This window comes from Sphingomonas sp. 7/4-4, from assembly GCF_027941955.1.
GTDB lineage: Bacteria > Pseudomonadota > Alphaproteobacteria > Sphingomonadales > Sphingomonadaceae > Sphingomonas.
The window spans coordinates 942,405-968,565 of the sequence record NZ_CP115960.1 but is presented as its reverse complement, the minus strand read 5'-3'; the positions used below and the strand labels follow the sequence as shown (position 1 = coordinate 968,565).

Annotated in this window: 21 protein-coding genes and 5 pseudogenes; 14 read left to right on the top strand and 12 right to left on the bottom strand. The window is 67.1% G+C overall.

Annotated features, from left to right (window positions below; all coding sequences use genetic code 11):
- The first annotated feature begins 55 nt into the window (after nt 1-55).
- From PIB19_RS05010 to PIB19_RS05000, 3 genes and pseudogenes are all read left to right on the top strand, one after another.
- Entirely contained in the window at nt 56-439 is a 384-nt protein-coding gene (locus PIB19_RS05010) for a hypothetical protein (RefSeq protein ID WP_271240916.1), read from the top strand.
- A complete protein-coding gene (locus PIB19_RS05005) occupies nt 436-1,839 on the top strand; it encodes an NAD(P)H-hydrate dehydratase (RefSeq protein WP_271239920.1) in 1,404 nt (467 codons plus the stop codon). The genes PIB19_RS05010 and PIB19_RS05005 overlap by 4 nt, the downstream gene beginning before the upstream one ends.
- Nucleotides 1,830-3,027: pseudogene (locus PIB19_RS05000) on the top strand (class I SAM-dependent RNA methyltransferase). The gene PIB19_RS05005 and the pseudogene PIB19_RS05000 overlap by 10 nt, the downstream one beginning before the upstream one ends.
- Here PIB19_RS05000 and truA read toward each other — a convergent pair.
- Nucleotides 3,017-3,763, bottom strand: a complete 747-nt coding sequence (truA, locus tag PIB19_RS04995; protein WP_271239919.1) for a tRNA pseudouridine(38-40) synthase TruA — start codon at nt 3,761-3,763, stop codon at nt 3,017-3,019. The pseudogene PIB19_RS05000 and the gene truA sit on opposite strands and share 11 nt — an antisense overlap.
- Nucleotides 3,760-4,660: pseudogene (fmt, locus tag PIB19_RS04990) on the bottom strand (methionyl-tRNA formyltransferase). Before fmt ends, truA begins: the two are co-directional and overlap by 4 nt.
- Nucleotides 4,661-4,757: 97 nt before the next feature.
- Here fmt and recR point away from each other — a divergent pair.
- From recR to PIB19_RS04970, 5 genes and pseudogenes are all read left to right on the top strand, one after another.
- Nucleotides 4,758-5,354 (top strand): recombination mediator RecR, encoded by a 597-nt coding sequence (recR, locus tag PIB19_RS04985; protein ID WP_271239918.1) that lies wholly within the window; start codon nt 4,758-4,760, stop codon nt 5,352-5,354.
- Nucleotides 5,355-5,399: 45 nt separating this feature from the next.
- On the top strand, nt 5,400-5,927 hold the full coding sequence (gene def, locus PIB19_RS04980; protein ID WP_271239917.1) for a peptide deformylase: 528 nt from the start codon (nt 5,400-5,402) through the stop codon (nt 5,925-5,927).
- 97 nt (nt 5,928-6,024) lie between these two features.
- Nucleotides 6,025-7,296, top strand: a complete 1,272-nt coding sequence (locus PIB19_RS04975; RefSeq protein ID WP_271239916.1) for a DNA recombination protein RmuC — start codon at nt 6,025-6,027, stop codon at nt 7,294-7,296.
- Nucleotides 7,297-7,629: 333 nt separating this feature from the next.
- Nucleotides 7,630-7,719, top strand: a pseudogene (locus tag PIB19_RS23495) (hypothetical protein); the annotation flags it as partial.
- Nucleotides 7,720-7,722: 3 nt separating this feature from the next.
- Nucleotides 7,723-8,052 (top strand): tetratricopeptide repeat protein, encoded by a 330-nt coding sequence (locus tag PIB19_RS04970; RefSeq protein WP_271239915.1) that lies wholly within the window; start codon nt 7,723-7,725, stop codon nt 8,050-8,052.
- Between the two features lie 36 nt (nt 8,053-8,088).
- On the opposite strand, the gene PIB19_RS04965 is transcribed toward PIB19_RS04970, so the two are convergent.
- The 9 genes and pseudogenes from PIB19_RS04965 to PIB19_RS04930 form a co-directional block, all read right to left on the bottom strand.
- Nucleotides 8,089-9,249 carry a dipeptidase gene (locus PIB19_RS04965; protein WP_271239914.1) on the bottom strand — a complete coding sequence of 387 codons (1,161 nt, stop codon included), beginning with the start codon at nt 9,247-9,249 and terminating at the stop codon, nt 8,089-8,091.
- 142 nt (nt 9,250-9,391) lie between these two features.
- Complete coding sequence (locus tag PIB19_RS22785) at nt 9,392-9,805, bottom strand: DUF3471 domain-containing protein (RefSeq protein ID WP_336297255.1); 414 nt, start codon at nt 9,803-9,805, stop codon at nt 9,392-9,394.
- A 125-nt stretch (nt 9,806-9,930) separates the two neighbouring features.
- Nucleotides 9,931-10,923 (bottom strand): annotated as a pseudogene (locus tag PIB19_RS22780) (serine hydrolase domain-containing protein); the annotation flags it as partial.
- A gap of 41 nt (nt 10,924-10,964) precedes the next feature.
- Nucleotides 10,965-12,095 carry a YkvI family membrane protein gene (locus tag PIB19_RS04955; protein WP_271239913.1) on the bottom strand — a complete coding sequence of 377 codons (1,131 nt, stop codon included), beginning with the start codon at nt 12,093-12,095 and terminating at the stop codon, nt 10,965-10,967.
- Complete coding sequence (locus PIB19_RS04950) at nt 12,092-13,093, bottom strand: DUF1611 domain-containing protein (protein ID WP_271239912.1); 1,002 nt, start codon at nt 13,091-13,093, stop codon at nt 12,092-12,094. Before PIB19_RS04950 ends, PIB19_RS04955 begins: the two co-directional genes overlap by 4 nt.
- A 13-nt stretch (nt 13,094-13,106) precedes the next feature.
- Nucleotides 13,107-15,296, bottom strand: coding sequence for a TonB-dependent receptor (locus PIB19_RS04945; RefSeq protein ID WP_271239911.1), 2,190 nt, complete (start codon nt 15,294-15,296; stop codon nt 13,107-13,109).
- Between the two features lie 87 nt (nt 15,297-15,383).
- Nucleotides 15,384-16,400: a dipeptide epimerase gene (locus PIB19_RS04940; protein WP_271239910.1), complete on the bottom strand. Its 1,017-nt coding sequence runs from the start codon at nt 16,398-16,400 to the stop codon at nt 15,384-15,386.
- Nucleotides 16,401-16,404: 4 nt separating this feature from the next.
- The gene (locus tag PIB19_RS04935) at nt 16,405-17,145 is read right to left on the bottom strand and encodes a hypothetical protein (RefSeq protein ID WP_271239909.1); all 741 of its coding nucleotides are present in this window, start codon (nt 17,143-17,145) and stop codon (nt 16,405-16,407) included.
- A 130-nt stretch (nt 17,146-17,275) separates the two neighbouring features.
- Nucleotides 17,276-18,376, bottom strand: coding sequence for a serine hydrolase domain-containing protein (locus PIB19_RS04930; protein WP_271239908.1), 1,101 nt, complete (start codon nt 18,374-18,376; stop codon nt 17,276-17,278).
- A gap of 143 nt (nt 18,377-18,519) precedes the next feature.
- Here PIB19_RS04930 and PIB19_RS22775 point away from each other — a divergent pair.
- From PIB19_RS22775 to PIB19_RS04900, 6 genes and pseudogenes are all read left to right on the top strand, one after another.
- Nucleotides 18,520-18,684: pseudogene (locus tag PIB19_RS22775) on the top strand (helix-turn-helix domain-containing protein); the annotation flags it as partial.
- A 55-nt stretch (nt 18,685-18,739) separates the two neighbouring features.
- Nucleotides 18,740-19,819 carry a protein-L-isoaspartate(D-aspartate) O-methyltransferase gene (locus PIB19_RS22770; protein WP_336297254.1) on the top strand — a complete coding sequence of 360 codons (1,080 nt, stop codon included), beginning with the start codon at nt 18,740-18,742 and terminating at the stop codon, nt 19,817-19,819.
- A gap of 208 nt (nt 19,820-20,027) precedes the next feature.
- A complete protein-coding gene (locus tag PIB19_RS04915) occupies nt 20,028-20,369 on the top strand; it encodes a hypothetical protein (protein WP_271239907.1) in 342 nt (113 codons plus the stop codon).
- 188 nt (nt 20,370-20,557) lie between these two features.
- A complete protein-coding gene (gene otsB / locus PIB19_RS04910; protein ID WP_271239906.1) occupies nt 20,558-21,274 on the top strand; it encodes a trehalose-phosphatase in 717 nt (238 codons plus the stop codon).
- Nucleotides 21,271-23,067: a glycoside hydrolase family 15 protein gene (locus PIB19_RS04905; protein WP_271239905.1), complete on the top strand. Its 1,797-nt coding sequence runs from the start codon at nt 21,271-21,273 to the stop codon at nt 23,065-23,067. The genes otsB and PIB19_RS04905 overlap by 4 nt, the downstream gene beginning before the upstream one ends.
- Nucleotides 23,064-24,494, top strand: a complete 1,431-nt coding sequence (locus PIB19_RS04900) for an alpha,alpha-trehalose-phosphate synthase (UDP-forming) (RefSeq protein WP_271240914.1) — start codon at nt 23,064-23,066, stop codon at nt 24,492-24,494. The genes PIB19_RS04905 and PIB19_RS04900 overlap by 4 nt, the downstream gene beginning before the upstream one ends.
- On the opposite strand, the gene PIB19_RS04895 is transcribed toward PIB19_RS04900, so the two are convergent.
- Complete coding sequence (locus tag PIB19_RS04895; protein WP_271239904.1) at nt 24,466-26,142, bottom strand: GMC family oxidoreductase; 1,677 nt, start codon at nt 26,140-26,142, stop codon at nt 24,466-24,468. The genes PIB19_RS04900 and PIB19_RS04895 overlap by 29 nt on opposite strands.
- Nucleotides 26,143-26,161: the final 19 nt, after the last annotated feature.

Sequence of the window (26,161 nt, the reverse complement as noted above, 5' to 3'; positions counted from 1 at the left end):
ACCGGCCGGCAAAGTCGCCCTTCGACAAGCTCAGGGCGAACGGTGGTATTTGTTGGTGCCGTTGTTTCTTGCGGGATGTGGAGAGCAGGCCGCCAACAACGCCGCCACGGCGGCGAATCCGGGCGCACCCGGCCCGGCCGCCGCCGCACCAACCCAACCCGAAGCCCCCAAAATCCCCTGCGCCGCCCCCGGCAGCACCGAGTTCGCCCCCGTCTGCACCGTGGACCGCACCGAAACCCCTAACGGCGTCATCCTCACCCTCCGCCACCCCGACGGCGGCTTTCATCGCCTCCAGATCACGCGCGACGGCCGCGGCGTGATCGCCGCCGACGGCGCCGAGCCAGCAAAGGTGACGCCGCTCGCCGCCGACCGCATCGAAGTCGAACTCGGCGGCGCGCGCTATCGGCTACCCGCCACGGTCCGCGAACCGGCGCAATGATTCCCTCGGGCGCCCCGATCGTCACCGCCGCCGAGATGCGCGCCGCCGAGCAGGCCCTGTTCGCCAGCGGCGTCGCGCAGGACACGCTGATGGAGCAGGCAGGGGCGGCAGTCGCCCGCGAAGCTGCGCGCTTTGCGATGGGCCGTCCGATCCTGATCCTCGCCGGTCCCGGCAACAATGGCGGCGACGCCTATGTCGCTGCGCGGCTGCTCAAGGCCGAGGGCCATGACGTCAATCTCGTCGCCACCGGCGCGCCCGCATCGGGTGCCGCCGAGCGCATGCAGGCATTGTGGCACGGGTCCACCAGCGCGCTCTACGCCGCGCGCCCGAGCCCGGTGCTGGTCGACGGGCTGTTCGGCACCGGCATGACGCGCCCGCTCGAACGCGGCCTCGCTGCGGTGTTCGCCGATCTGTGCAAACAGGCCGAGTTCACGCTGTCGATCGACTTGCCTTCGGGACTCGATACCGACACGGGTGCCGATCTCGGCGCTCCCAGGGGCATTGACGTCACGCTGGCGCTCGGCGCGCTCAAGCCGGCCCACGTTCTCGATGCCGGGCTCGAGCGCTGCGGCAAGGTGCTGCTCGCCGATCTGGATATCCCGGTGGACACGCGCTGCCGCACCGTTTCGCGGCCCCGGCTCGAGGCCCCGGGCGCACATAGCCACAAATATAGCCGCGGCCTCGTGGCGGTGATCGAGGGCGCGATGCCCGGTGCCGCGCGCCTCGCCGCCCGCGCCGCGATGGCCGGCGGGGCGGGCTATGTCGTGCTCGCCGGCGATCGCCCCTGGGGCGACGGCCCCGATGCGCTCGTCCGCCGCGAAGTGCGCAGCGCCGAGGATCTGACCGAATTCCTCGGCTGGGACCGTATCGACGCCGTCGTGCTCGGCCCCGGTCTCGGCCGCGATCGCCGCGCCGAGGCCTTTCTCCGCGCCGCCTTCGCCGTGCCCAAGCCCCTGGTCCTCGACGGCGATGCGCTGACCCTGCTCGGCACCGGCGCGTCGCGCTGGCTCGAGACCCGCGCCGCGCCGACCTGGATCACGCCACATTCGGGCGAGTTCGACCGGATGTTCGCGGGCGAGGGCAGCAAGCTCGATCGCACGCTCGCCGCCGCCGCGGAAGCTCGCACGACGATCGTCCACAAGGGCGCCGACACCGTGATCGCTTCGCCGAAAGGGGACGTCCGTGTCCTAGCCGGCGCCTCGCCCTGGCTCTCCACCGCGGGGACCGGCGACGTACTCGCCGGCCTGCTCGCGGCGCAAATCGTGCAGGGCGGGAAGGGGGCCGCACCGGCCGAGGCCGCAACCTGGCTCCACGCCCGCGCCGCGCAGCTTGCGGGACCGGCGCTGATCGCCGATGCACTGGTCATGCATATCCCGGGGGCGGTTTCGGAATGCCTGTGAACGACGATGAGGTCCTGCGGGTAGCCGCGCGTGGCGATGGCGTCACTGCGGACGGCCGCCATGTCGCCTTCGCGGCGCCGGGCGACCATGTCACGTCCGAGGGGACGATCGTCCCGGGCCGGCACCATCAGACGCCGCCCTGCAAGCATTTCCCCGAATGCGGCGGCTGCCAGCTCCAGCATCTCGACGATATCAGCTGGTCGCAGTTCATCGCCGATCGCATCGCCGGCGCGCTGGCCGCGCACGGACTCGAGGCGGATATTCGCGCGCCTTTGCTCTCGCCGCCCAACACGCGCCGCCGCGCCACGCTCCACGCCGAGCGCCGCGGCCGGCAGGTGCGCCTCGGCTTCACCCGGCAGGGCAGCCACGAACTGATCGACGTGGAGGAATGCTGGATCCTCGCTCCCGAGCTGTTCGCCTTGGTCGGCCCCATGCGCGGCATGCTGGCGGCGCTGATCCCGGGGACGCGGCGGATCAACGTCCATCTCGCGCAGACCGATCAGGGGCCCGATGTCCTGATCGACGGCCTCGAAGCCGAAGGCCTAGCCGCGGCCGAGGCACTGAGCGCCTTTTCGCACCGCCATCACCTCGCCCGCCTGTCGATCGACGAGGGCTTCGGTCCCACTGCGCGCTATGAGCCCGAGCCGGTCACCGTGACGCTGAGTGGCGTTCCGGTGCCGTTCCCGCCGGGCAATTTCCTCCAGGCCACGCTTGAGGGCGAGGTCGCTCTGGTCGCAGCGGTGCAGGAGATCGCCGGCAAGGCGAAGGCGGTCGCCGATCTCTTCGCCGGCCTGGGCACCTTCACCTTCGCTTTCCCCAAGGCCAAGGTCTATGCCGCCGAAGCCGCCCGCGATCCGGTCATGGCATTGAAGGCCGCGGCGGGCGCTGCCGGGCGGCCCGTATTCGCCGAACATCGCGACCTGTTCCGCCGCCCGGTCACGGCGAGCGACCTTTCCAATTTCGACGCCGTCATCCTCGATCCGCCCCGCGCCGGCGCCCGCGAGCAAATTGCCGAGATCGCCAAGTCCACTGCGCCGCTCGTCGCCTATGTATCGTGCAATCCCAGCACCTTCGCGCGTGATGCGGAAATTCTGTCTCAAGGCGGATATCGCCTCGACTGGATCTCGCCCGGTGGGCCAATTCCGCTGGTCGACGCATGTCGAGCTCGCCGCACGGTTCAGTCGCTAGGATAATCCGCCCGCACGAAGAACAGCCCGTCGGGCGGCGCGTTCAGTCCCAGCCGCGAACGGTCGCGCGCCTCCAGTGCGTCGCGCAGGTCTCGCGCGCTCCATTTGCCTTGGCCCACCAGCCCCAGGCACCCGACCATCGATCGCACCTGATGGTGCAGGAACGAGCGCGCCGAAGCATGGACCAGCAGCCGGTCGCCGTCGCGCGACACGTCGAGCCGGTCGAGCGTCTTGACCGGGCTCTCGGACTGGCAATGCGCCGAGCGGAAGGTGGTGAAGTCATGCCGCCCCACCAGCGATTGCGCCGCCGCGTGCATCGCGTGCGCATCGAGTTCGGCGGGAATCCGCCACGCCAGCCCCTTCTCCCAGGTCAGCGGCGCGCGCCGCGTGACGATGCGATATTCGTAATGCCGCGCCAGGCACGAGAAGCGCGCATGCCAGTCGTCCGCCACCCCGACGCAATCGAGCACTGCCACCGGATGCGGCCGCAGCCGTGCGTTCAGCGCCTCCATCAGCCGGAACGGCGTGATCTCGCGGCCGATGTCGAGATGCGCACGCATGCCCAGTCCGTGCACGCCCGCGTCGGTGCGCCCGGCCGCATGCACCACGACCTTCTCGCCGGTGACCGCGAACGCCGCGTCCTCGATCGCCTGCTGGACGCTCGGGCCATGGTCCTGCCGCTGCCAGCCCATGAACGGCCGCCCGTCAAACTCCACCGTGAGCGCGAACCGCATCAAAGCCGCGTGCCCGCCGGGATAGCAAAGCCACGCAGCAGCTCCTCCGACGTCATGACGCCACGCCCCGCGCGCTGGACGAGAATCGGCCGGATCGCGCCTTCGCTGCAGGCGATCGTCATCTGATCGTCGATCACAATGCCGGTCTCTCCGCGCTCCGCCAGGACGGTGGCCGCATGCACCCGCACGCGCTCGCCATGGACCTCGAAGAACGCCCCCGGCGCTGGGTTGAACGCGCGCACCTGCCGCTCGACTTCCTCGGCCGTCCGCGAAAAATCTAGCCGCGCCTCGGCCTTGTCGATCTTCGCCGCATAGGTGACGCCATCCTCGGGCTGCGGCATCGCCGGATAGCGCTCCACATCGCCCAACACCTCGACCATCAGCCGCGCGCCCATCGCGCTCAACTCGGCCGTGAGCTGGCCCGCGGTCTTGCCATCCACCGGCGTCCGCCCTTCGAGCCGCACCGGTCCAGTGTCGAGCCCCGCCTCCATCTGCATGATCCCGACCCCTGTCTCGGCATCCCCCGCAAGGATCGCCCGCTGGATCGGCGCCGCCCCCGCCAGCGCGGCAGCAGCGAGCCGTGCACGTTGAGGCATCCCAGGCGCGGTGCTTCGAGCACCGCAACCGGCAGGATCAGCCCATAGGCCGCGACCACCGCCGCATCCGCCGCCAGCGCCGCAAACGCCTCCACTGCTTCGGGCTCCTTGCGGAAGGAAAGCGGGGTACGCACTTCGATCCCCAGTGCCTCGGCGCGCGCATGCACCGGCGAGGGCGCGGTCTTGCCCCGATTCCGCGCCGCGGCGGCTGGCTATATGCCGCCACGACGTCGTGCCCAGCCGCGACCAGCGCGTCGAGCACGGGGACGGCGAATTCGGGGGTTCCCATGAAGATGATCCGCATAAGATCGCCTTACCCACAATCGTCCTCCCGGCGAAAGCCGGGATGACGGAGCGGGCAGGGAGTTTCCTTTCTGTTCCCGCATGGCTATCTCTCCCGCATGGCATCCCCCGAAATCGAGGCACTGACCCAGGCGCTCTCCCGCCTCCCCGGGCTCGGCCCGCGCTCGGCGCGGCGCGCGGTGCTCCATCTGCTCAAGAAGCGCGAGACTGCGCTCGATCCGTTGCTCTCGGCGCTCACCGCGGTCAGCCGCCGGCTCAGCACCTGCGGGATCTGCGGCAATGTCGATACCAGCGACCCTTGCGCGATCTGCGCCGATCCCCGCCGCGACTCCCGCGCGCTGTGCGTGGTCGAGGAAGTCGCCGATCTCTGGGCGCTCGATCGCTCGCGGCTCTTCCCCGGCAAGTTCCACGTGCTCGGCGGCCGTCTCTCGGCGCTCGAAGGCATCCGCCCCGAGGATCTTCGCGTCGACGGCCTTGTCCGCCGCGTCGCCGCCGGCGGGATCGACGAGGTCGTTCTCGCGATGAACGCCACGCTCGACGGCCAGACCACCGCGCATTACCTCGCCGAACGGCTGGAGGCTTATCCGGTGCGCATCACCCAGCTCGCCCACGGCCTGCCGGTCGGCGGCGAGCTCGATTATCTCGACGAAGGCACGCTCGCCCAGGCACTTCGCGCCCGGCGGCCCGTCGCGTAATTTCCCACCCTTGCGGCGGAGCGGGTCGCGAATTAAATCGGCTTTATGGCTCTGTTACCCATCGTCGAAGTCCCGGACCCGCGCCTGCGCCTCATCTCCCAGCCCGTCGAGGAGGTGAATGACGAACTGCGCGCGCTGATCGCCGACATGTTCGACACGATGTACGACGCCCCCGGCATCGGCCTCGCCGCGATCCAGGTCGGTGTGCCCAAGCGCGTCATCGTCATGGACCTGCAGGAGGAGGAAGACGAGGAGGGCAAGCCGATCCGTGCACCCCGCGTCTTCATCAATCCCGAGATCCTCGATCCCACCGAAGAGCATTCGGTCTATACCGAAGGCTGTCTCTCGATCCCCGAGCAGTTCGCCGATGTCGAACGCCCCGCACGCTGCCGGGTGAAATGGCTCGACGAGCAGGGCGAGGCGCATGACGAGCACTTCGAGGGCCTGCTCGCCACCTGCATCCAGCACGAGATGGACCATCTCGAGGGCATCGTCTTCATCGACCATCTCTCCCGCCTCAAGCGCGACATGATCCTCAAGAAGCTCACCAAGGCGCGGAAAGCCGCGGCGTAAGCCCTCCGTCACCCCGGCACTTCGGCCGGGGTGACGACTATGGGTTGCCTCCAGAGTCACTAGCGGATAAGTTCGCCTTCTGTTCCCGGAGGCAAAGTTGGACCCGCTCGCTCTCATCGCAATCCTGGGCGCCCTGCTGGGCGGCCTCGCGCTCGGCTGGTTCCTCGGCACCCGCGGCGTCGCGGAGGCCCGCGTCGAGCGCGACAAGCGCGAAAGTGACTTCAAGGCGGCAATCTCCGACCTCAATCGCAAGGATATCGAACTCGCGACCTTGAAGGCCGAGACCAACGGCCTCGAAGCGCGTTTCGCCGAACTCGCCGCGCGCGCGCTGGGCGAGGCGCAGGAGGTGTTCCTCAAGCGCGCCGACGATCGCTTCAAGCAATCCGAGACGATGGCGGGGGAGAATCTCAAGTCGCTGCTCCAGCCGGTCAACGATCGCCTGCTGCGCTACGAGGAAGGCGTCGCCAAGGTCGAGGCCGAGCGGCGCAATGCTTTCGGCGAACTCAAGGGCCAGATCGAGCAGATGCGGATCGGCACCGAGCGCGTCAGCACCGAAGCCGCCAAGCTGGTCAATTCGCTCCGCAACGCCCCCAAGTCGCGTGGTCGCTGGGGCGAACAGCAGCTCAAGAACGTGCTGGAGACCTGCGGGCTTGCCGAGCACACCGATTTCGCTACCGAAGTCAGCGTCGCGCACGAGGATGGCGGCCGGCTGCGCCCAGATGCGATCGTCCGCGTGCCCGGCGGCCGTGCGCTGGTGATCGACGCAAAGGTCTCGCTCAACGCCTATCAGGACGCGTTCGGCGCAGTGGACGACGGCGAGCGCCATATCGGCCTCGCCGCGCACGCCGCCTCGATGAAGGCGCACATCAACGCACTCGGCAACAAGGCCTATTGGAGCCAGTTCGAGGACGCGCCCGATTATGTGATCATGTTCGTGCCCGGCGAGCATTTCCTCTCCGCGGCGCTCGAGCACGATCACACGCTCTGGGACTTCGCCTTCGAAAAGCGCGTGCTGCTCGCCACGCCGACCAACCTCATCGCCATCGCGCGGACGGTCGCGGCGGTGTGGCGTCAGGAAAAGCTCGCCAAGGAAGCCCGGCAGATCGGCGAGCTCGGCAAGGAACTCTACGACCGCCTCGCCAAGGCACTCGGCGATCTGCGCGTCGTCGGCAGCGGCCTCAACACCGCGGTCAAGAATTTCAACGCCTTCGCGAACAGCCTCGAGACTCGTGCGCTGGTGAGCGCCCGCAAGCTCAAGGACCTCAACATCGAAACCGGCGCTCGCGAGATCGAGACGATCCCGCCCGTCGAACTCCTCGCCAGCCATGCCGGCGATCCCGATCTGCCCGAGGCGCAGGCCGCAGAGTAAGCGAGACATGCCGCAGCCGGATTGATAGCCTGTTGGCGAACTGGGGAGGTTCGCCATGATCTCGAATGCATTGGCTCGCGGCGCTGGCGCTGGTCGCGGCAGTGCCGGCCTCGGCGCAGAAGCACGAGGATCCACTCGAACAGACCGCAATCGATACGGAGCTGGGCGAAGCGATCAACGCGATCCAGTCGGGGAAGCCGGCAGAGGCGATTGCGATCGTCGATCCGCTGCTTGTCAAATACGAGAAGCGTTACGCCGGCGAGAAGCGCAAGATCTACTGCGCGCATTATCCGGCACAGGCCATCCTCTATGTGAGCGAAGCGAAAGCCGCGGATAAAAAGTCGCTCATACTCGATCTCGAATTGGTGCACCGCGCTCTGGGCACGCGGCTTTGCGCTGATCGATCTGAACCAGATCGATGCGGCGGTGCCGTTTCTCGAGCGTGCCGTCGCGCTGTCGCCGTCGCATCCGCATTATCTGTCCGAGCTGGGCTATGCCTATCAGGTGCAGAAGAAGTGGCAGCTCTCCCACGACATGTACCAGCGCGCTGCCGCCGGCGCAGCGCTGGAGGAAGGCGATCAGCGCAAGAAATCGCTCCGCCGCGCCTGGTTCGGCATGGGCTACGATCTCATCGAACTCGGAAAGCTCGAAGAGGCGGAGAAGGTGCTCGCCCAGTGCCTCGAGCTCACGCCCGACGATCAGAAGGTCAAGGATGAGCTCCAATACGTCCGCGAGCAGCGCAAGAAGGCCAGCTGAGCCGGGCCGGGGCCATGCGGCTCCGGCGCCTGGCCGCTAGTTCTCGCGGCCGCGCTCGGCGGCTTCGACGATGCGGAGGATGTTACCGCTCCACATCTTGGCGAGATCGGTATCGGAATAGCCCGCGGCGCGCAGCCGCTCGGTGACCTTGGGCAGCGCCGAGATGTCCTCGATCCCCGGCAGCCCGCCGCCGCCGTCCCAGTCCGCGCCGAAGCAGACATGGTCGACGCCCGCCACTTCGATCACGTGCAGCACCATCGCCATGTAGCGCTCGAAATCGGCGTTCCAGATCGGTTGGGTCGCATCGAGCGCGCGCCAGCGGCGGGTGAGGTCGGCCTGCTCTTCCGGCGATAGATCGGCGATATGCTCATATTTGGCGAACAGCGCCGCACGCTCGGGCCCCATGTTCATGTTCGACAGGAAGATCGTGCTGACGCAGATCGCACCGCCTTTGGCCGCCAGCTTGCGGATGCGCGCGTCGTCGAGGTTGCGGGGATGGTCGAACGCCCAGCGCCCGCTCGAATGCGAGAGGAGCAACGGCGTTTTTGACAGCGCGAGCATCTGATCGAACGTGGCATCCGACGAATGGCTGGCGTCGATCACCATGCCCAGCCGATTCATCTCCTTCACCCATTGGCGCCCGAGGGGTGAGAGGCCATTCCATCTGGGCTTGTCCCCGGAGGAATCGGCGAACTGGTTGTTGGCGCCGTGGACGGGCCCGGCGAGCCGCACGCCGCGATCATGGAACTCCTCGAGCAGCGAGAGATCCTCGCCCAGCTCGTAGCTGTTCTCCATGCTCTTGAAGGCGACACGCAGCCCGATGCGGTCCGCACGGCGCGCTTCAGCGGCAGTCGTCACGAAGTCGAGCCGGTTGGGAAAGGCCGACAGGGTGGTGTCGATCAGGTCCGATCGCTTGCGCGCAAAGGCGAGCGCGTCGGCATAGCCCTTGGCCGTCAGCGGCCCCTGCTCGGTGTAGATCGCGAAGAAGCCGCCATCGAGCGCGCCGGAATCCATCCGCTCGAGATCGACCTGGACGAGGTCGGTCGCCGGATCGTGGTGGCCCGCGAAGCTCCAGCCGGGCCGGGCGAAATGGAGTGGGGTATCAAGGTGCGTGTCGAGCACGAGGAAATCGCGGTGCGACTTGTGGGGCGGACCCGCTTGCGTGGTGGCGCAGCCGGCGAGGAGCAGCAGCGCCAAGGCAAATCCTCCCCCGGAGGGGAGGGGACCAGCCGCAGGCTGGTGGAGGGGTAGGTGCCGCAAGCGACATCGCTCGTGGAGAATACCCCTCCACCGCTTCGCGGTCCCCTCCCCCTCCGGGGAGGATTGAAGAACGGACCGTTCATTTCTTCACCTCCGCCACCGGGCGCAGATCGAGGTCGTGATAGTCGTAGCTGAAGTCGGCGATCGGGCTCTCCGCCTTCATCGAGACGCGCGACACCTTGCCGTCGGCATCGAGCGCGAAGCTGACGTAGGCGGGCTCGATCGCCTTGTCGTCGAAGCGCGTGACGAAGGTGTCGTATTGCCAATGGACCAGCTTGCCGGCCATGCGCGGCGTGCTCTTGAAGTCGATGCGCAGCCCGTCGGCGCCGCCGGTGACCGCGACGTCGCCATACCAGGGGTCGCGATAGGTGCCGGCATAGCGCTCGAGCGCGAGCGAGGGCCGACCTTGGCAGGCGCGGCCTTGGCGGCGGAGAGCGCTGCCTTTCCGCCAGCCAGACGCTGCTCCATGAATTCGCCGAAGCGCGCCGGCCAATCCTGGTCGGGCACGCCGAGATAATGATCGGCCAGCATGTGCGCGACGCCGCGGAGCAGCGCGATGTCCTCCGAATTGACCACCACGGCGATGCCGACGTCCTGGTCGGGGAGCAGGATGATGTGGGTGATCGAACCGAACACACCGCCGCCATGCGAGATGATCCGGGCGCCGCGATAGTCCTCGACTTCCCAGCCAAGGCCGTAGGTGCTGAACTTGGGCGTGAGCGGCGCGAGGCTGCCCGGATAGGACGTGATCGGCTGGACGGTGACGCCCTTCCACATCTCGGCGGCCTGGGCCTCGCTGAACAGCCGCCCGCCGCCGGGCAGCGCGCCGTGGCCGAGCTGGATCTTGAGCCATTGCGCGAGATCATTGGCGCTGAGCGCGAGGTTGCCCGCGGGAGCCGCGGCGCGGCCGAGTTCCTCGCGCTCGTTCAGTGGCTGGTTTACGCCGTCGCCGCGGACCGCGCCCCCGATCCGGGCGTGGGGGAAGGCGCGGTCGGGCGTGGCCCAACGCGCCTCATAAGTGGCGGTGGCGCTGTTCATGCCGCCGCGCTTGAGGACTTCGGCAGTTACGAAATCCTCCCAGGTTCGACCGGTAACCTCTTCGATCAATTGGCCGGCGACCATGTAGAGAACGTTGTCGTAAGCGTAGTTCGAGCGGAAGCTCGTCGCCGGCTTGATGTACGCCAGCCGCTTGACGCTCTCCTTGCGCGAGAGGCTGCCGCGCGGGACAAAGAGCAGGTCGCCCGCGCCGAGGCCCAGGCCGCTGCGGTGGACGAGCAGGTCGCGGATGGTGATCTCGCGCGTGACCCAGGGATCGTACATGCGGAACCACGGCATGTGATCGATGACCTTGTCGTCCCAGCCGATCTTGCCCTGATCGACCAGGATCGCGAGTGCGGCGGCCGTGAACGCCTTTCCGGTCGATCCGGTCTGGAAGATCGTGTCGGCATCGACCTTCGCGGGATCGCCCAGCTTGCGGACGCCCCAGCCTTTGGCGAGCGTGGTCTTGCCGTGTTCGACGATCGCGACTGCGATGCCGGGCGCGCCGGTCTGCTTGCGGAGCGCTTCGACCCTGGCCTCGAGGCCCGCGGGTGGATCGGCGAGCGCAGGCATTGCGAGCGCGAGCAGCGGCAAGGCGAGCAGATGGCGCAGGATCATGCGGCGACCTCCCTGGGAGCGGCGGAACGGCGCCGGATCAGCCGCGCCAGCCCGATCGTCATCAGCGGCAGCACGAAAACGGCGAGGAACATGTAGGCCAGCAGCCTATAGCCGCTGGCGATCAGCGCGATCAGCCCGACGCGCTCAGCGACGAACATGCAGACGAGCAGCAGCCCGCCGGCGATCGCGGCGCGCGCGCGCGGGCTGAGCTCGATCCCGCGACGGCGGCGCAGCACGCCGGCGACGCGCTCGTTGATCGCGTGGACTGCGCCGGCACCGCTTTCCAGCAAGGCGGCGAAGATCATCAGCTGGAACAGCCAGTGGAAGACCGGGGCGTTCAACTGGCGGAGCAGGAAGTCGGAAGGCAAGGTCTCGGCGCCGATGCCGGGATAGAAGGCGACCATGCAGACGAAGAACAGGATCGCCGGCGCCATCGCCAGCGGGCCTGCGATCACGCCTGCGATCACTGCGTCGCGCGTGCTGGTGAGGTGGCGCAGGACGGGCAGGATCACGACCGCGCCGATGATGTTGTAGCTGGCGTAGGTCAGCCCGCCCGAAGCCCAGCCGGTCCAGGGCGCGGGCGTGGCGAAGCCGGCGGCGATCCGGTCGCCGAAGCTGAACAGGCTGAGGATCAGGAACAGCGCATAGACGCCATAGAGCAGGAAGGAGACGTATTTGAACACGCCTTCGACCGCCGAATTGCCGAGCGACACGGTGGCGAGGATCGCGACCGCGAGCAGCACCGCGCCGACGAAGCTGGGCCAGCCGAACATCGCCGCGCCGATCGCGCCCGCGCTGGCGCCGAACACCGCGAGGATCAGCACGACGAAGAGGATGTAGGCGATCTCGAACGCCACCCAGGCCGGGCCGAGGAGGTCCGCGAAGAACGCGCGATAATCGAGCGCGCCCGCCAGCCGGGCATACGCGAAAGTGGTGGCGGCGATGACGATCCACAGCAGCATCGCCAGCAGCATGCCCGCGAGGCCGCCCCACGGGCCCGAGGGCAGGAAATACTCGGCCAGCTCGCGTCCGGTGGCATAGCCGCCGCCGATGATGACGGCCTTCATCGCGAAACCCGGCAGCAGGAAGCGCTGGAACCAGCTAGATCCTGCCGCCGGGATGCTCATGCGAGGCAGCTGGCGACGAGCGCGTCGAAGGCGGGGCCGCCGCGGATCGGATCGGCGACCGGGAGCCCGAGGCGTTCGCTTTCGCGCTCCATCAGCGCGGTCGCTTGGGCTTCGTCGAGCGCCGAGGTGTTGAAGCTCACGCCCCCGCAGCGGATGGCGGGATTGGTCCGCCGCCCGAGCGCCAGCGTGAGATCGATGATCTCCTCGATCGTCGCGACCTTGTAGCCCGCGGTGCCGAGCATGTCGGTGCGGCCGGGCTCGTGGCAGACGACGAAGACGTCGGGCTGGCTGCCATGGAGCAGGCCGAGCGAGACCGCGGCATAAGCGGGGTGCACAAGCGAGCCCTGGCCTTCGATCAGGTCCCAATGATCGGGCGCCGCGTCGGGCGAGAGCATCTCCGCCGCGCCTGCCTCGAAATCGGAGACCACGGCGTCCATCGGCATGCCGCCGCCGGCGATCATGATCCCGGTCTGGCCGGTGGCGCGGAAATCGCTGTCGACGCCGCGCTCCCGGAAGTCGCGGGCAAGCGCCAGTGCAGTGTACTTCTTGCCGAGCGCGCAATCGGTGCCGACGGTGAGCAGGCGCTTGCCGCTGCGCTTGCGGCCGGTGGCGACGGGGATGTCGACCGGGGGCACGCGAATGTCGATCAGCTGCCGCCCGAGCAGGGCCGCGGCTTCGGCCAGCTCGGGGATGTCGGCCAGCCGGGCGTGCATTCCCGAGACGATGTCGAGCCCTGCCTCCAGCGCCTCGACCAGCGACTTGCGCCACGATTGCGGGATCACCCCGCCGGGATTGGCGACGCCGATCACGAGGCCTTTCGCGCCTTCCACCACTGCCTGGGTAGGCGTCATGCGCGGGAGGTCGGTGGTGACGGTGGCGCCGCACGCGAACTCGCCCACGCATTTGTCCCCGGCCCAGTCGCGAAGCCCGAAGGCGGTCTTGGCGAATCCCGGCTCGGTGGTGTCGCCGAGGAAGAGGAGATAGGGCTGGGGCAGCACGCGCGCGCTCCGATCAGAATGCCAGCTCGGCCGCGAGGCCCAGCGTGCGCGGCTGGACCGGGACGGTCGAGAGGAAGCCGGGATTGACGGTGGCGACGTTGGTGGTGATGCGGCCCGCCTCGTCGGTGAGGTTGCGGGCATAAGCGCGCAGCGTCCACTTGCCGCCGAAGGTGAGCGAAGCGTTGAGGTCCAGGGTCGCATAGCCGTCGACAGGCACCGCGAGCGGCGAGCTCTCGACCGCCGAGATGCGATCGCCGACGATGCGGACCGCGCCGCCGATATGCGCCTGCGCCGAGCCGCCGACCGGGAAGCTGTAATCCGCGGTCATCGCCGCGGCGAGCTTGGGCACGTTGGGCAATTGATCGCCGTCGGTGCAATTGTCGGTCGTCTCGGTGCAGCGGGCGTCGGTATAAGCGATGTTGCCACCGACGCTGAACCCGTCGATCGGCTGAAGCAGCAGCGAGGCTTCGAAGCCCTTGCTGCGCGCGGTGCCGGCATTGACCAGGCCGTTGATGCCGTTGGAGAAGGCCGCGCTCGTCTGGAGGTCCTTCCAGTCGAGCAGGAAGGCGGCGGCGTTGAAGGTCACTGCCCGATTGAGGAAGCGGGCCTTGATGCCGGCTTCGTAGCTGGTGACTTTCTCCGAATCCACGGTCGTCGGGAAGCCGGGCAAGGCGATGTTCGGGCCGCCCGGGCGATAGCCGGTGGCGGCGCGGGCATAGACCATCGTGTCCGGGTTGATGTTGATCTGGGGGCTGACGCTCCAGGTGACGATTTCTTCCGACGAGCTGCCGTCGCCGCTGGTGTCGAGCCCGATCAGCGGGATCTGGGTCACCTGCGTGAAGGTCTGGTCGTTGCGCGCCCAGCGCAGGCCGCCGGTCAAGTGGAAGACGTCGCCGAACTTGTACGTCGCGTTCCCGAAGACGGCATATTCCTTGTAGGTGTTCGGCAGCGCGACGACCGCGAAGGGATCGAACGCCGGGAGCACCGCGCCCGAGGCGTCGAGCGCGCGGACGATCTGGTCGTGGCTGTTGTCCTCGTCGGTGTAGAAGAAGCCGAGCTGCCATTCGAACCTGTCGCTCGAAGCCGAAGTGAGGCGGAGTTCCTTGGTCCACTTCTTCTGGTGGAGCGTCGCCGGGTAATTGGCGAGCCCGCCCCAGATGACGCCATAGACGCGCGAGGCATCGCTGGTCTCGAGGATGTCGAGCTTGCTGTACGAGGTGGTCGAGCTCAGCTCGGCGAAACCGAAATCGTAGGCGAGCGTGCCGGCATAGAACTGGAAGTCGCTGGTGAAGGGCTCGGGCAGCTGCGAATTGGTGCTCAGCCAGTCGGCGCCGGGCTCCAGCGGGCCATAGGTCGGCGTTTCGTAGAGGATGCCGAAATTGTCCGAATCCACCGACTGCCACAGGCCGCTGAGCTTGATGGTCAGGTTGCTGTCGGGCTTCCATAGCAAGGCGACGCGGCCGCCCTGCTGGACCGCATCGTTTACGTCCTCTTCGCCGGTGAAGATGTTGTCGATATAGCCCGGCGTCTCGCGGCGTGAGTAGCTGGCGCTGACGGCGAGCTTGTCGCTGACCAGCGGCACGTTGACCATGGCGTTCGCCGCCCAGCCCATGTCGCTGCCATGCGCGATGGTGAAGACCTCGCCGCCCGCGCGGACCGACAGGCTGTTGAGGTCGGGCTGCACCGTGACATATTTCAGCAGGCCGCCGATCGAGCTGGCGCCGTAGAGCGTGCCCTGGGGCCCGCGCAGCACTTCGAGCTGGGCGATGTCATAGGGCATCAGATCGAGCGAGAAGGTCTGCGCGCGATTGTAGATGCCGCTCGATCCGATCGGGGCGTCGTCGAGATACATGCCGACCGTGGCGCTGGGGCCGATCGGCGCGACGCCGCGCAGTGACAAAGTCGAACGGCCGGGCGAGCCGGCATTGTCGACCTGGAAACCGGGGACATAAGCGGCATAATCGGTGAGCTGCGATCCGCCGGCCTGCTGCATCTGCGCGCCGCCGACGACGCTGATCGAGATCGGCACGTCCTGAAGGCGTTCTTCGCGTTTCTGCGCAGTGACGACGATCTCGTCGTCGCCGGCCACGGCGGCCTCGGGTGCCGACGGCGGTGCGTCCTGTGCCAGCGCGGCCACGGGCAGGAGCAACGCGCCTGCCGTCACGGTGATCAGCAATTTGGTTCGATTGGTCATGCGCGTCATCGTCGGTCCTCCCCCAGGAGTTCGATGGCTAATTCTCTAATTAGGATGATATGATCCGGATTGGAGAATAGTCAACCGATATTGCAATCAGATTGCATGCGGCAGCGCGCGGTGACCCCAGACCGCTTCTGGGCAGCGGATATAGCCGTCCTCGTAACGGATGCCGGGTTCGCGATCGGCGGCGAGGAAAGTCGGTCCGTCGAGATCGACGACGTCGCAGAGCTGGCCGAGCAGGAAGGCGGGCGCCATTGCGAGGCTCGATCCGACCATGTTGCCGACCATCACGTCGAGACCGAGCATCCGCGCTCGGCGGGCGATGGCGATCGCCTCGGTGAGGCCGCCGCATTTGTCGAGCTTGATGTTGACGGTGTCGAAGCGGCCGACCAGCGCATCGAGGTCGGCGAGGGTGAGCGCGCTCTCGTCGGCGGCGATCGGGATCGGCGAGCTGAACCCGCCGAGATCGGCCTCGTGGTCGCGGGCGAGCGGCTGTTCGAGCAAGGCGACACTGCATTCGACCAGCACGGCGATCAGTGCGTCGAGCTCGTCGATCTTGAACCCCTGATTGGCGTCGACGCCGATCCAGCAGTCCTTTCGCGCCGCGCGCACCGCGCGGACCCGAGCGATGTCGAGGTCCAGATCGCCGGTGAGCTTGAGCTTGAGCGCGCGGGCATCGGCATAAGCCAACGCCCCCTCGGCCATCACCTCGGGATCTTCCGCGCCGAGCGTGAAGGTGGTGAGAAGCGGTTTCGGTTCGGGCAGGTCGGCGAGCTTCCAGACGGGCACGCCGGCGCGCTTCGCGTCGAGCTCCCAAAGCGCGCAATCGGCGGCGTTGCGGGCGCCGCCAGGAGGGAGGACCTGCTGGAGTTCGGCACGGGTCATGCCGCCCATCAGGCCTTCGCGCACCGTCTCCAGCGCGGCGGTCATCGTCGTTTCGTCGTCGCCGAGATAATAGACGCCGCTCGCTTCGCCGCGCCCGGTGTGGAGGCCGTCACTCAGCGTGACGACCACCACCGGAGACTCGGTGAAGACATGGCCCGAGATCCGGAACGGCTTCGCGAAGGGAAGCCGTTCCACCGCCACGTCGCACGAGAGACGCTGCACCATTGCCCTAGAACTCGGTGCCGAAGCTGATCAGCTTGAAGGCCAGCGCCGTGTACAGGATGAAGAAGGCGCCGAGCACGAGCAACACGCTCCAGATCCGGGCGAACCAGCCGCGCTTGGCCTTCCACGTCAGCCAGGCGTTCCAGATCGACAGGCCGAACATCCCGAAAAAGACGAGCGTGCCGGCGATCTGGAGCAGCAGGATCAGCCAATCGGTGGAGCCGTGGCTCTCGAAATCCTCGAGGCCCGAGATCGCGATCGTCCAGCCGACCAGCACGAGCAGCACCAGCCAGGCGAAGCCGCGGACCGCGCGATAGGTGCGGCGTGCCTCGCCTTCGAGCGCGAGCGGCGCGCCGTAGCGGCGGCGCGTGAACCAGCCGACAGGCCAGGACAGCGCAGTGAGGAGGACCACGCCGATGCCGAACAGGAGCGCGGGCATCACCCAGGCACTGTCGAGCGAGGCCGGTGTGCGATACCAGATCATGAAGGGCGAGACTTCGCCGAAGCTCCAACGCGCGACCTTGCCGTCGATCACCTGCGCGGCGAGGCGCTCATGGCCATAGGCGTCCTGCCAGACGAACGGCGCGACTTCGATCAGTTTCCGCGGCGCGCCGCCGGGGCTGGTCAGCGCGGGAATGACCGGGCGGCCGTCGGCGTCGAGGCTGACCTTGGTATCGCCGAGCAGGCCGATGATCTTGGCGAAGCTCGAATCGATCCGGCGGCTGTTGGTCCAGCTGCCGACGAGCAATTTGGCGTGCTCCTTGGCAGTGGCAAGCCCGACAGGAGCGGCCTTTTGGAATCAGGAAGGTACCGGTCGGCGAATTCGTCGAACAGCGAGCCGCGGAGGACACGCGTGACGCCGTCCTTCCCGCTGCTGTTCATCGAGATGTAGAGCCCGACATTGTCTTCGGGGAAGATCCACAGGTCGCTGTGGAAATAGACCGTGTCGCCGCCATGCGCGATCGCGCGGTGGCCGTTGATGCGCTGTTCGTAGAAACCGAGCGCCATCTGGTTGATCGCGGGGATCGCGCTGGCCTGGGGGCGTGCATCAGTTTCGCGGTTTCCGGCTTGAGCAGCGGGCCGCCATTGGCGAGGTGCGCGATCATGAACTTGGCCATGTCGCCGCCGCTGATCGCCGATGCGCCAGCGGGGGCCATGCCGATCAGTTCATAACCCTTGGCCGGGCCCGAGCCGAGCTCATAGCCTTGCGACATGTACGGCTTGAGACGGGCGGGGAGGGGCTGGCGGAAGCTGGCATATTGCATGCCCAGCCGGCCGAAGATGTTGCGCTCGATATAATCGTCGAAGGGCATGCCCGAGACGCGTTCGACGATATAGCCGGCCAGTGCAGTGGCATAGTTGGAATAGGCCGGCGTGGTGCCGGGGGCGTAGATACGCTCGGGGATGCGGTGCTTGAGCACGTCGCCGAGGCTGGGGACGGGCTTGTCGAAGGTGAGCAGGCCCTTGATGATCTCTTCGAAGCCGGCGGTGTGCGTCATGATGTTGCGCAGCGTGATCGGCTTGCCCTGATAAGGCGGGATCTTGAAATCGAGATAGCGGTTCACGTCCGCGTCGAGGTCGAGCTTGCCCGCCTCGACTTGCTGCATCACTGCGGTCCAGGTGTAGAGCTTCGAAGTTGAGCCCGGGCGGAACAGCGTGGTTGCCGGGTCGACCGGCGCGCGCTTCGCGACGTCGGAATAGCCGAAGCCACGCTGCGTGACGACCTGCCCGTCCTTGACGACGACGACCACCGCGCCGGCGACGTCACCGCGCGCGAGCGCATAGGGCATGAAGCCGTCGAGCCACGCATCGGCGTCGGCCTTGGTCAGCGTGGCGAGGCCCGTGGGCGTCGTCGGAGCCGCCGGTGGCGGCGTCTGCGCGACCGGGGTCAGCGGGGCGGGCGCCTGTGTGAAGGCCGGTACCCCGATTGCAATGCCGAGCAATCCTGCCGCGAGCACCGCCAGCGAACGTTTCCACATCGCGCTTCCCTTATGTTTCCCGCAGCGCCGGCATGTGATTGCGCCGGTTTGCGTCTGCGGTTAGGCTATATCCCCAACGAACTAGTTACGCCTGATTGAGACATAATGATCCTGTTCGGAAAAATGTCAAACTGGGGAATCGGATGGCCACGCGCCTGAAGCCGGAACAACCAACGCTCGGTACGCTGGTGCGTGCGCTGCGCAGCCGGAACGGCTGGACGCTCAAGGAGATGAGTGTCCGCAGCGGCATTCCCGTGTCGACTCTGTCCAAGGTCGAACATGACCGGCTGACGCTGACCTATGACAAGCTTCTCCAGCTCAGCCAGCGGCTCAACATCCGCATGTCCGAGCTGTTCGCGGAGAATGATCTCGGCGGCCGAGGCGCCGGTCACGGCGCGGCGCAGCATCGGCGATCTCGATCATGCGGTGCGCGTGAACACGCCGAATTACGATTATTATTATCTCTGCACCGAGCTGCGGCGAAAGCGGATGATCCCGGTGATCACGCGGGTGCGTGCCAAATCGGTCGAGGAGTTCGGCGATCTCGTCCACCATTCGGGCGAGGAGTTCATCTACATCGTCAGCGGGCGGATCGTGGTTCACACCGAATTCTACGATCCCGTCACGCTGGACACCGGCGAATCGATCTACATCGATCTCGAACATGGGCCATGCGTATGTCGCGGCCGAGGGCTGCGACGAGGCGGTGGTGCTGGGCGTATGCTCCAGCGCCGAGGACGGGCTGATGGATCTCGCTGCTCAACCTCCACGGCTGAAGGGGATGTTGCCAGCGGGCGGTTCGTGCGTTCATCTGGTCGAACTCCCTCGAGGCAGACCCTCATGAAACCGCTCACCGAAGCGCATCTCGCGATCCTCCGGCGCCACATGGTCGAAGTGATCGATATCGAGTTCGACCTGCTGAGCGAGGAGATCGAGCGGCCGGCGCCGAGCCAGCGCGTGCGCGAGGCGTTGCTGGCGGTGCCGCGGCATCTGTTCGTGCCGGCGCAGTTCGCAGCGCTCGCCTATCAGGACAGTCCGCTGCCGATCGGCTTCGACAAGACGATCTCGCAGCCCTTCATGACGGCGCTGATGACCGAGCTGCTCGATCCGCAGGAAGGGGATTCGGTGCTCGAGGTGGGGACCGGGCTCGGCTACCAGACCGCGATCCTCGCCGGGCTGGCAGCGCACGTATGGAGCGTCGAGATCGTCGAGGAATTCGCCGGCATCGCCGATGCGCGGCTGGTCGCGCTGGGATACCGGAACGTCGCCATCCGGATCGGCGACGGATCGCGCGGCTGGGCGGAAGCGGCGCCGTTCGATGCGATCCTGGTCAGCGCGGCGGCGAAAGAGCTGCCGGAGGCATTGGTGGGCCAGCTCAAGCCCGAAGGCGGGCGGCTGGTGATGCCGCTGGGCGAACCGGGGCGCAGCGGCTGGTGCAGGTGACGCGCGACGGGAGCGAGCTGACGATCCGCGAAGTGATGGCAGTGCAATTCACCGAGCTGGAGACCGTTTAGCCGCACCCGGCGAACTCATTGCTTGATACCGGGGCTTGACACCGGGCGCGCGGACGGGCGTTGAGGCGCGGCTATGGCAAAATCGGCAACCGACCTGATGCAGGAGATCCTGTTCTCCACCGTCCTCGATCTCGATCGTGGCGCTGAAGGACGCTGCCAACGGGCTTCCCAACCCGTTGCTGCGCGAGCTCAACAGCATCCACCCGAACACGACCTACGCCGATCTGCCCAAAGAAGTGCAGGCGGCGATCGCGACCAATGTCCGTTCGGCGTTCACCCGGCTGCTCAAGGAAGGCTATTCGGTCGCGCAGGGCGTCGAGCAGCGCCGCGCGCCGCCGGTTGCCTCCGCACCGACGCATCGTCCGAGGGGCGGGCCGGGGGATCGCCCGCGCGGGGGATCGGGCGATCGCAGGCCCCCACGCGACGGCCAGGGTCCCAAGCGCGGACCGGGGCCGGGAAACAAGCCGCGCCGGCCGTAACCCGCGGCTGCGCATAGCGACCATGTAGCCGTCCTGCCCGCGTAGCTCACAACAGGCGGAACCCGATCGCCTCCCGCCCGTTCCCTGAAAGGGCGCGCGGGCGGCACTCGCGCTGCGCCTTGTTGCTTTGAAAGGGCGCGGACATCTCGATCGGCCGGACCAATACGCTATCGCCACCTCCCGCATCGTTGCTGACGAATGCGAGTCTCTTCCTCGATTTCGACGGGACCTTGGTCGATCTGGCGGACCGGCCCGACGAGGTGGTCGCCGACGAGGAACTGCGCGCCCTCCTTGCGCGCCTCAATCTCCGCCTCGATGGTCGGATGGCAGTGATCAGCGGACGTTCGATCGCCCAGCTCGACGCGATACTGGGGCCGGTCGCGCAGGAAGTCGCATTGTCGGGAAGCCATGGCTGCGAGCATCGCTGGCAGGGCATTTCCGCCCAGCCGCACCGTCCGCCGACGCTCGATCAGGCAGCTGAACGCATACGCCCGTTCGCCGAACGCTTTGCCGGCGCGCTGATCGAGGAGAAGAGCTACGGCGTGGCGCTGCATTACCGCCTCTGCCCGGAAATCGAGAAGGAGGCCGTCGCGCTGGCTTGGCACGTCGCGCGCGACCTCGAACTCGAATTGCAGGAGGGCAAGATGATGATCGAGCTGCGTGTTCCCGGCGGCGACAAGGGCGTAGCGGTGCGGCGCATGATGCGGCTCGCGCCGATGAAGGGCACCACGCCCATCTTCATCGGCGACGACCGTACCGACGAGAACGGCTTCGAGGCCGTCGCCGAGCTGGGCGGCGCAGGTATCTTCGTCGGCAAGCCCGGCGAGACCGGCGAGACCGGCGCGCAGTATCTGCTGGAGAGCCCGGCGGCGGTGCGCGCCTGGCTGGAGCAGGCGGCAGCATGACCGCGACGCTCGATCTCTGGCCGATCGGCAATTGCCAGGTCTCCGCGCTCGTCGACCGCAACGGACGTTTCGTCTGGGGCTGCGTACCCCGCGTCGATGGCGATCCCGCATTCTCCTCGCTGCTCGACGCGGCGCCGCGCGCGGCGGAGGGCGCGCGCGGCTTCTGGGAAATCGACCTCGAGGACTGTGTCGACACCGCGCAGCATTATCTGGAAAACACGCCGATCCTGGTGACGCGCCATACCGATCGCGACGGCAATGCGATCGAAGTGATCGACTTCTGTCCGCGCTTCCGGCGCAGCGGGCGCATGTACCGGCCGGTCGCGTTCGCGCGCATCGTCCGCCCGATCATCGGCTCGCCGCGGATCCGCATCCGCCTGCGCCCGGCGCGCGACTGGGGGGCGAGCGACGCGGCGACGACGCGCGGATCGAACCATATCCGTTATCTGCTCGCCGATACCGTGCTGCGGCTCAGCACCACCGCGCCGATCGGCTGGATCGAGGACGAGCGGCTGTTCCGCGTCGAGCGCCCGCTCCACTTCTTCCTCGGCCCGGACGAGAGCTTCGCCGATGACATCCGCGTCGCGCTGGAGACGATGTTCGACCGCACCGCGCAGGAATGGCGCGAATGGGTGCGGGGGCTCGCTACGCCGCTGGAATGGCAGGAAGCGGTGATCCGCAGCGCGATCACGCTCAAATTGTGCCAGCACGAGGAAACCGGGGCGATCGTCGCGGCGCTCACCACCTCCATCCCCGAACATGCCGGCTCGCAGCGCAATTGGGACTATCGCTACTGCTGGATCCGCGACGCGTATTACACCGTCCAGGCGCTCAACCGGCTGGGTGCGCTCGATGTGCTGGAAACCTATCTCGAATATCTGCGCAACATCGTCGACAATGCGAGAGGCGGGCACATCCAGCCGCTCTACGGCGTCGGCGGCGAGGCGCGGCTGGAGGAGCGCGAGGCACCCGGCCTGACCGGCTATCGCGGCATGGGGCCGGTGCGCGTCGGCAACCAGGCTTATGAGCAGATCCAGCACGATGCCTATGGCCAGATCGTGCTGTCGAACACGCAGAGCTTCTTCGATCAGCGGCTGTTCCGGATGAGCGGCATTTCCGATTTCGAAGCACTGGAAGCGATCGGCGAACGGGCCTGGGAAGTGCACGACAAGCCTGACGCGGGATTGTGGGAGCTGCGCACCAAGAGCAATGTCCATACCTATTCGGTCGCGATGTGCTGGGCGGCGTGCGATCGGTTGGCCAATGCCGCGGCGAAGCTCGGGCTCGCCGAACGGGCCGCCTTCTGGCAGGATCGCGCCGACCGCATCCGTGTCCTGATCGAGCAGTCCGCGTGGCGCGAGGGAACCTCGCGGCTCTCGGCGACCTTCGGCGGCGACGATCTGGACGCCAGCCTGATCCAGCTGCTCGATCTGCGTTTCCTGCCGCCCGACGATCCGCGCTTCCGCGGCACGTTGCTCGCTGTCGAGGAAGGGCTGCGGCGCGGCAGCCACATGCTGCGTTATGCGACCGAGGACGATTTCGGGCTGCCCGAGACTGCGTTCAACGTTTGCACCTTCTGGCTGATCGAGGCGCTGCACGCGACCGGCCGGATCGCGGACGCAAGGGCGTTGTTCGAGGAAATGCTATCCCGCCGGACCGCGGCAGGATTGCTGTCCGAAGACATCGATCCGTTGACCGGCGAGCTCTGGGGCAATTATCCGCAGACCTATTCGCTAGTCGGCATGATCAATTGCGCGGTGCTGCTGAGCAGGCCGTGGAGCTCGATCCGATGAGCCGGCTGATCGTGGTTTCCAATCGCGTCTCGCCGCCGAGCGGCGGCAATGCCAATCAGGGCGGGCTCGCGGTTGCGCTTGCCGCGGCGCTGCGCGAGAGCGAGGGCATATGGTTCGGCTGGTCGGGCGAGGAGGTCGACCGCTACACCGGCGTGATCGACTATCAGCGCAACGACGGCGTCACGACGGCGACGATCGATCTCGAACCGCAGGATACCGACGAATATTATAACGGCTATGCCAACCGGACATTGTGGCCGCTCTTCCATTACCGCATCGACCTGGCGGAATATGAGCGCAGCTTCGCCGGTGGTTATGCCCGGGTGAATGCGCGGTTCGCCGATACGCTGCGGCCGCTGATCGAGCCGGACGACCTGATCTGGGTGCACGACTATCATCTGATTCCGCTGGGGCTGGCGCTCCGGCGGCGCGAATGCACCAACCGGATGGGCTTCTTCCTCCACATTCCGTGGCCGCCGCGCCGGCTGCTGCTGACGCTTCCGAGCCACGCGGCATTGGTCAAGTCGCTGTTCGCCTATGACGTGATCGGTTTCCAGACCGCGGACTCGCTCGATGCGTTCGTCGATTATGTCCAGGGCGAACTCGGCATGTTCGTCGGATCGGACGGCATCATCCACGTCGCCGGCCGCGTGGTGAAGCTGATCGCCTGCCCGATCGGGATCGACGCCGCCGGCTTTCGCCGCGCCGCCGACGATCCCGCCGCGCGCGCCGCGCACGAGGCGATGCTGGAAAGCGCGAACGGGCGGGCGATGCTGATCGGAGTCGACCGGCTCGATTATTCGAAGGGGCTCGAGGAGCGTTTCCTTGCGTATGAGCGCTTCCTCGCCGCGCATCCGGAGAAGCACGAACAAGTGTTCCTGCTCCAGATCGCTCCGCCGTCACGCGTCGAGGTCAACAGCTATCAGGAGATCCGCGCCTCGCTCGAAGCGGTGTCGGGCCGCATCAACGGTGCCTATGCCAGCGCCGAATGGGTCCCGATCCGCTACGTCAACCAGGGATATCCGCGCGACGAGCTGGCGGCGATGTATCGCGCCGCGCGGATCGGGCTGGTGACGCCGCTGCGCGACGGGATGAACCTCGTCGCCAAGGAATATGTCGCGGCGCAGGACCCCGACGATCCGGGCGTACTGATCCTTTCGCGTTTCGCGGGCGCGGCGGAGCAGCTTCGAGAGGCGCTGCTCGTAAATCCCTATAGCGCCGAAGATGTCGCCGATGCGATCGCGGCGGCGCTGGCGATGCCGCGTGAGGAGAGGATTGCTCGGTGGTTGCCGTTGATGGCGAATGTCGAGCGCGAGGACGTGACCTGGTGGATGCGCCGCTTCATCGCCGAGCTGAGCGAGCGGCAATCGCCCCCGTCGCGGACGGGGCGATTCCGGCCTAGATCGCGCCTGCCTTCAGCTGCTTGACCGCATAATCGGCCGCACGCGCAGTGAGCGCCATGAAGGTCAGCGACGGGTTCACGCACGAGATCGACGCCATCTGCGCGCCGTCGGTGACGAACAGATTGGCCGCGTCGTGCGCCTGGCTCCATTTGTTGAGCACCGATTGCCGCGGATCCGCCGCCATGCGCGCGCCGCCCATCTCGTGGATCGCGTCGCCGGGAACGTGCTCGCTGCGGTTGCTCGTCACGTTGAGCAGGCCGGCGGCCTTGAGCATCTTCTCGCCCTCGGCCCGCGCATCGTCCATCATCTTGATCTCGTTGTCGCGGAAAGTGACGTCGAAGCGCATCAGCGGAATGCCGAAGCGATCGACCTTGTCGGCGTGGAGGCTGACGCGATTGTCCTCGTACGGCAGGCATTCGCCGAACGCGCCCATGCCGAACTTCCACCCGCCATATTGGCGCATGCCCTGCTTCATCGATGCGCCGAAGCCCTGCGGATAGGCCGGATCGCGCCGCGCGCCGCCCTGATAGCCATAGCCGCGGCGGAAGCCGATACCTTCCTCGCCGCCGACATTGCGGAAGCGCGGGATATAGACCCCGCCCGGGCGCCGGCCATATTCGATATATTCGGTCATGCCCGGGATGTCGCCCGAGATGCCGACGCGGAAGATGTGGTCCATCACGTAACGGCCCAGCGTGCCGCTATTGTCGAAATGGCTCTTGCCGGTGCCCGGGATCCGCGAGTTCATCATGATCTGGGTCGATGCCATCGCCGATGCGCAGAGGAACACGAGGCGGGCAGGGATCACTTCGGCCTGCTTGGTCTTCGCGTCGACCACGCGGACGCCGGTGACCTTCTTGGTCTTGGGATCATATTCGAGATTGGACACGACCGCGTCGGGGCGCAGCGTCAGCCGGCCGGTGGCACGCGCGGCGGGGAGAGTGACTGCCTGGGTCGAGAAATAGGCGCCGAACGAGCAGCCGCGCCCGCACTGATTGCGGAACTGGCATTTGGTGCGCCCCTGCGCCTCCTTGTCCTCGGTCATGTTGGACAGGCGGGTGTTGATCAGCTTGCGGCCGGGCGACGTCGCCTCGAGCCGCCCCTTCACCCATTTCTCGGCGATGTTCATCTGCATCGGCGGCTGGAAGGCGCTGTCAGGCAGCTGGGGCAGATTCTCGCGCGAGCCCGAGACGCCGATATACTTCTCGACATAATCGTACCACGGCGCGAGGTCGTCATAGCGGATCGGCCAGTCGATCCCGACGCTCTCGCGCTTGTTGGCCTCGAAATCCTCAGGGCTCCAGCGGAAGCTCCAGCGCCCCCAGATCAGCGACTTGCCGCCGACCGCGCCGGGACGGATCCAGTAGAATTTCTCGCCCTCGTCATATGCGTAGGGATTGAGCCGGTCGTTATTGTAGAACTTGCGGGTGCCGGGCGAGACATAGCCGTATTTGGCGATGAAATAGTCGCTGTCGAGCAGCGCCTTGGGCATCATGTCGCGCGCCGGGATCTCATAAGCGGGCTTGCCGTCGAAATCATAATCCTCGCCATGCTCGACCATGATGCCGCGGTCGAGCATCAGGACCTTGAGGCCCTTTTCGGTCAATTCCTTCGCCGCCCATCCGCCGCTCACTCCGGAGCCGATGACGATCGCATCGAACTTGTCAGCCATGCTAAAGATCCTCGAATAC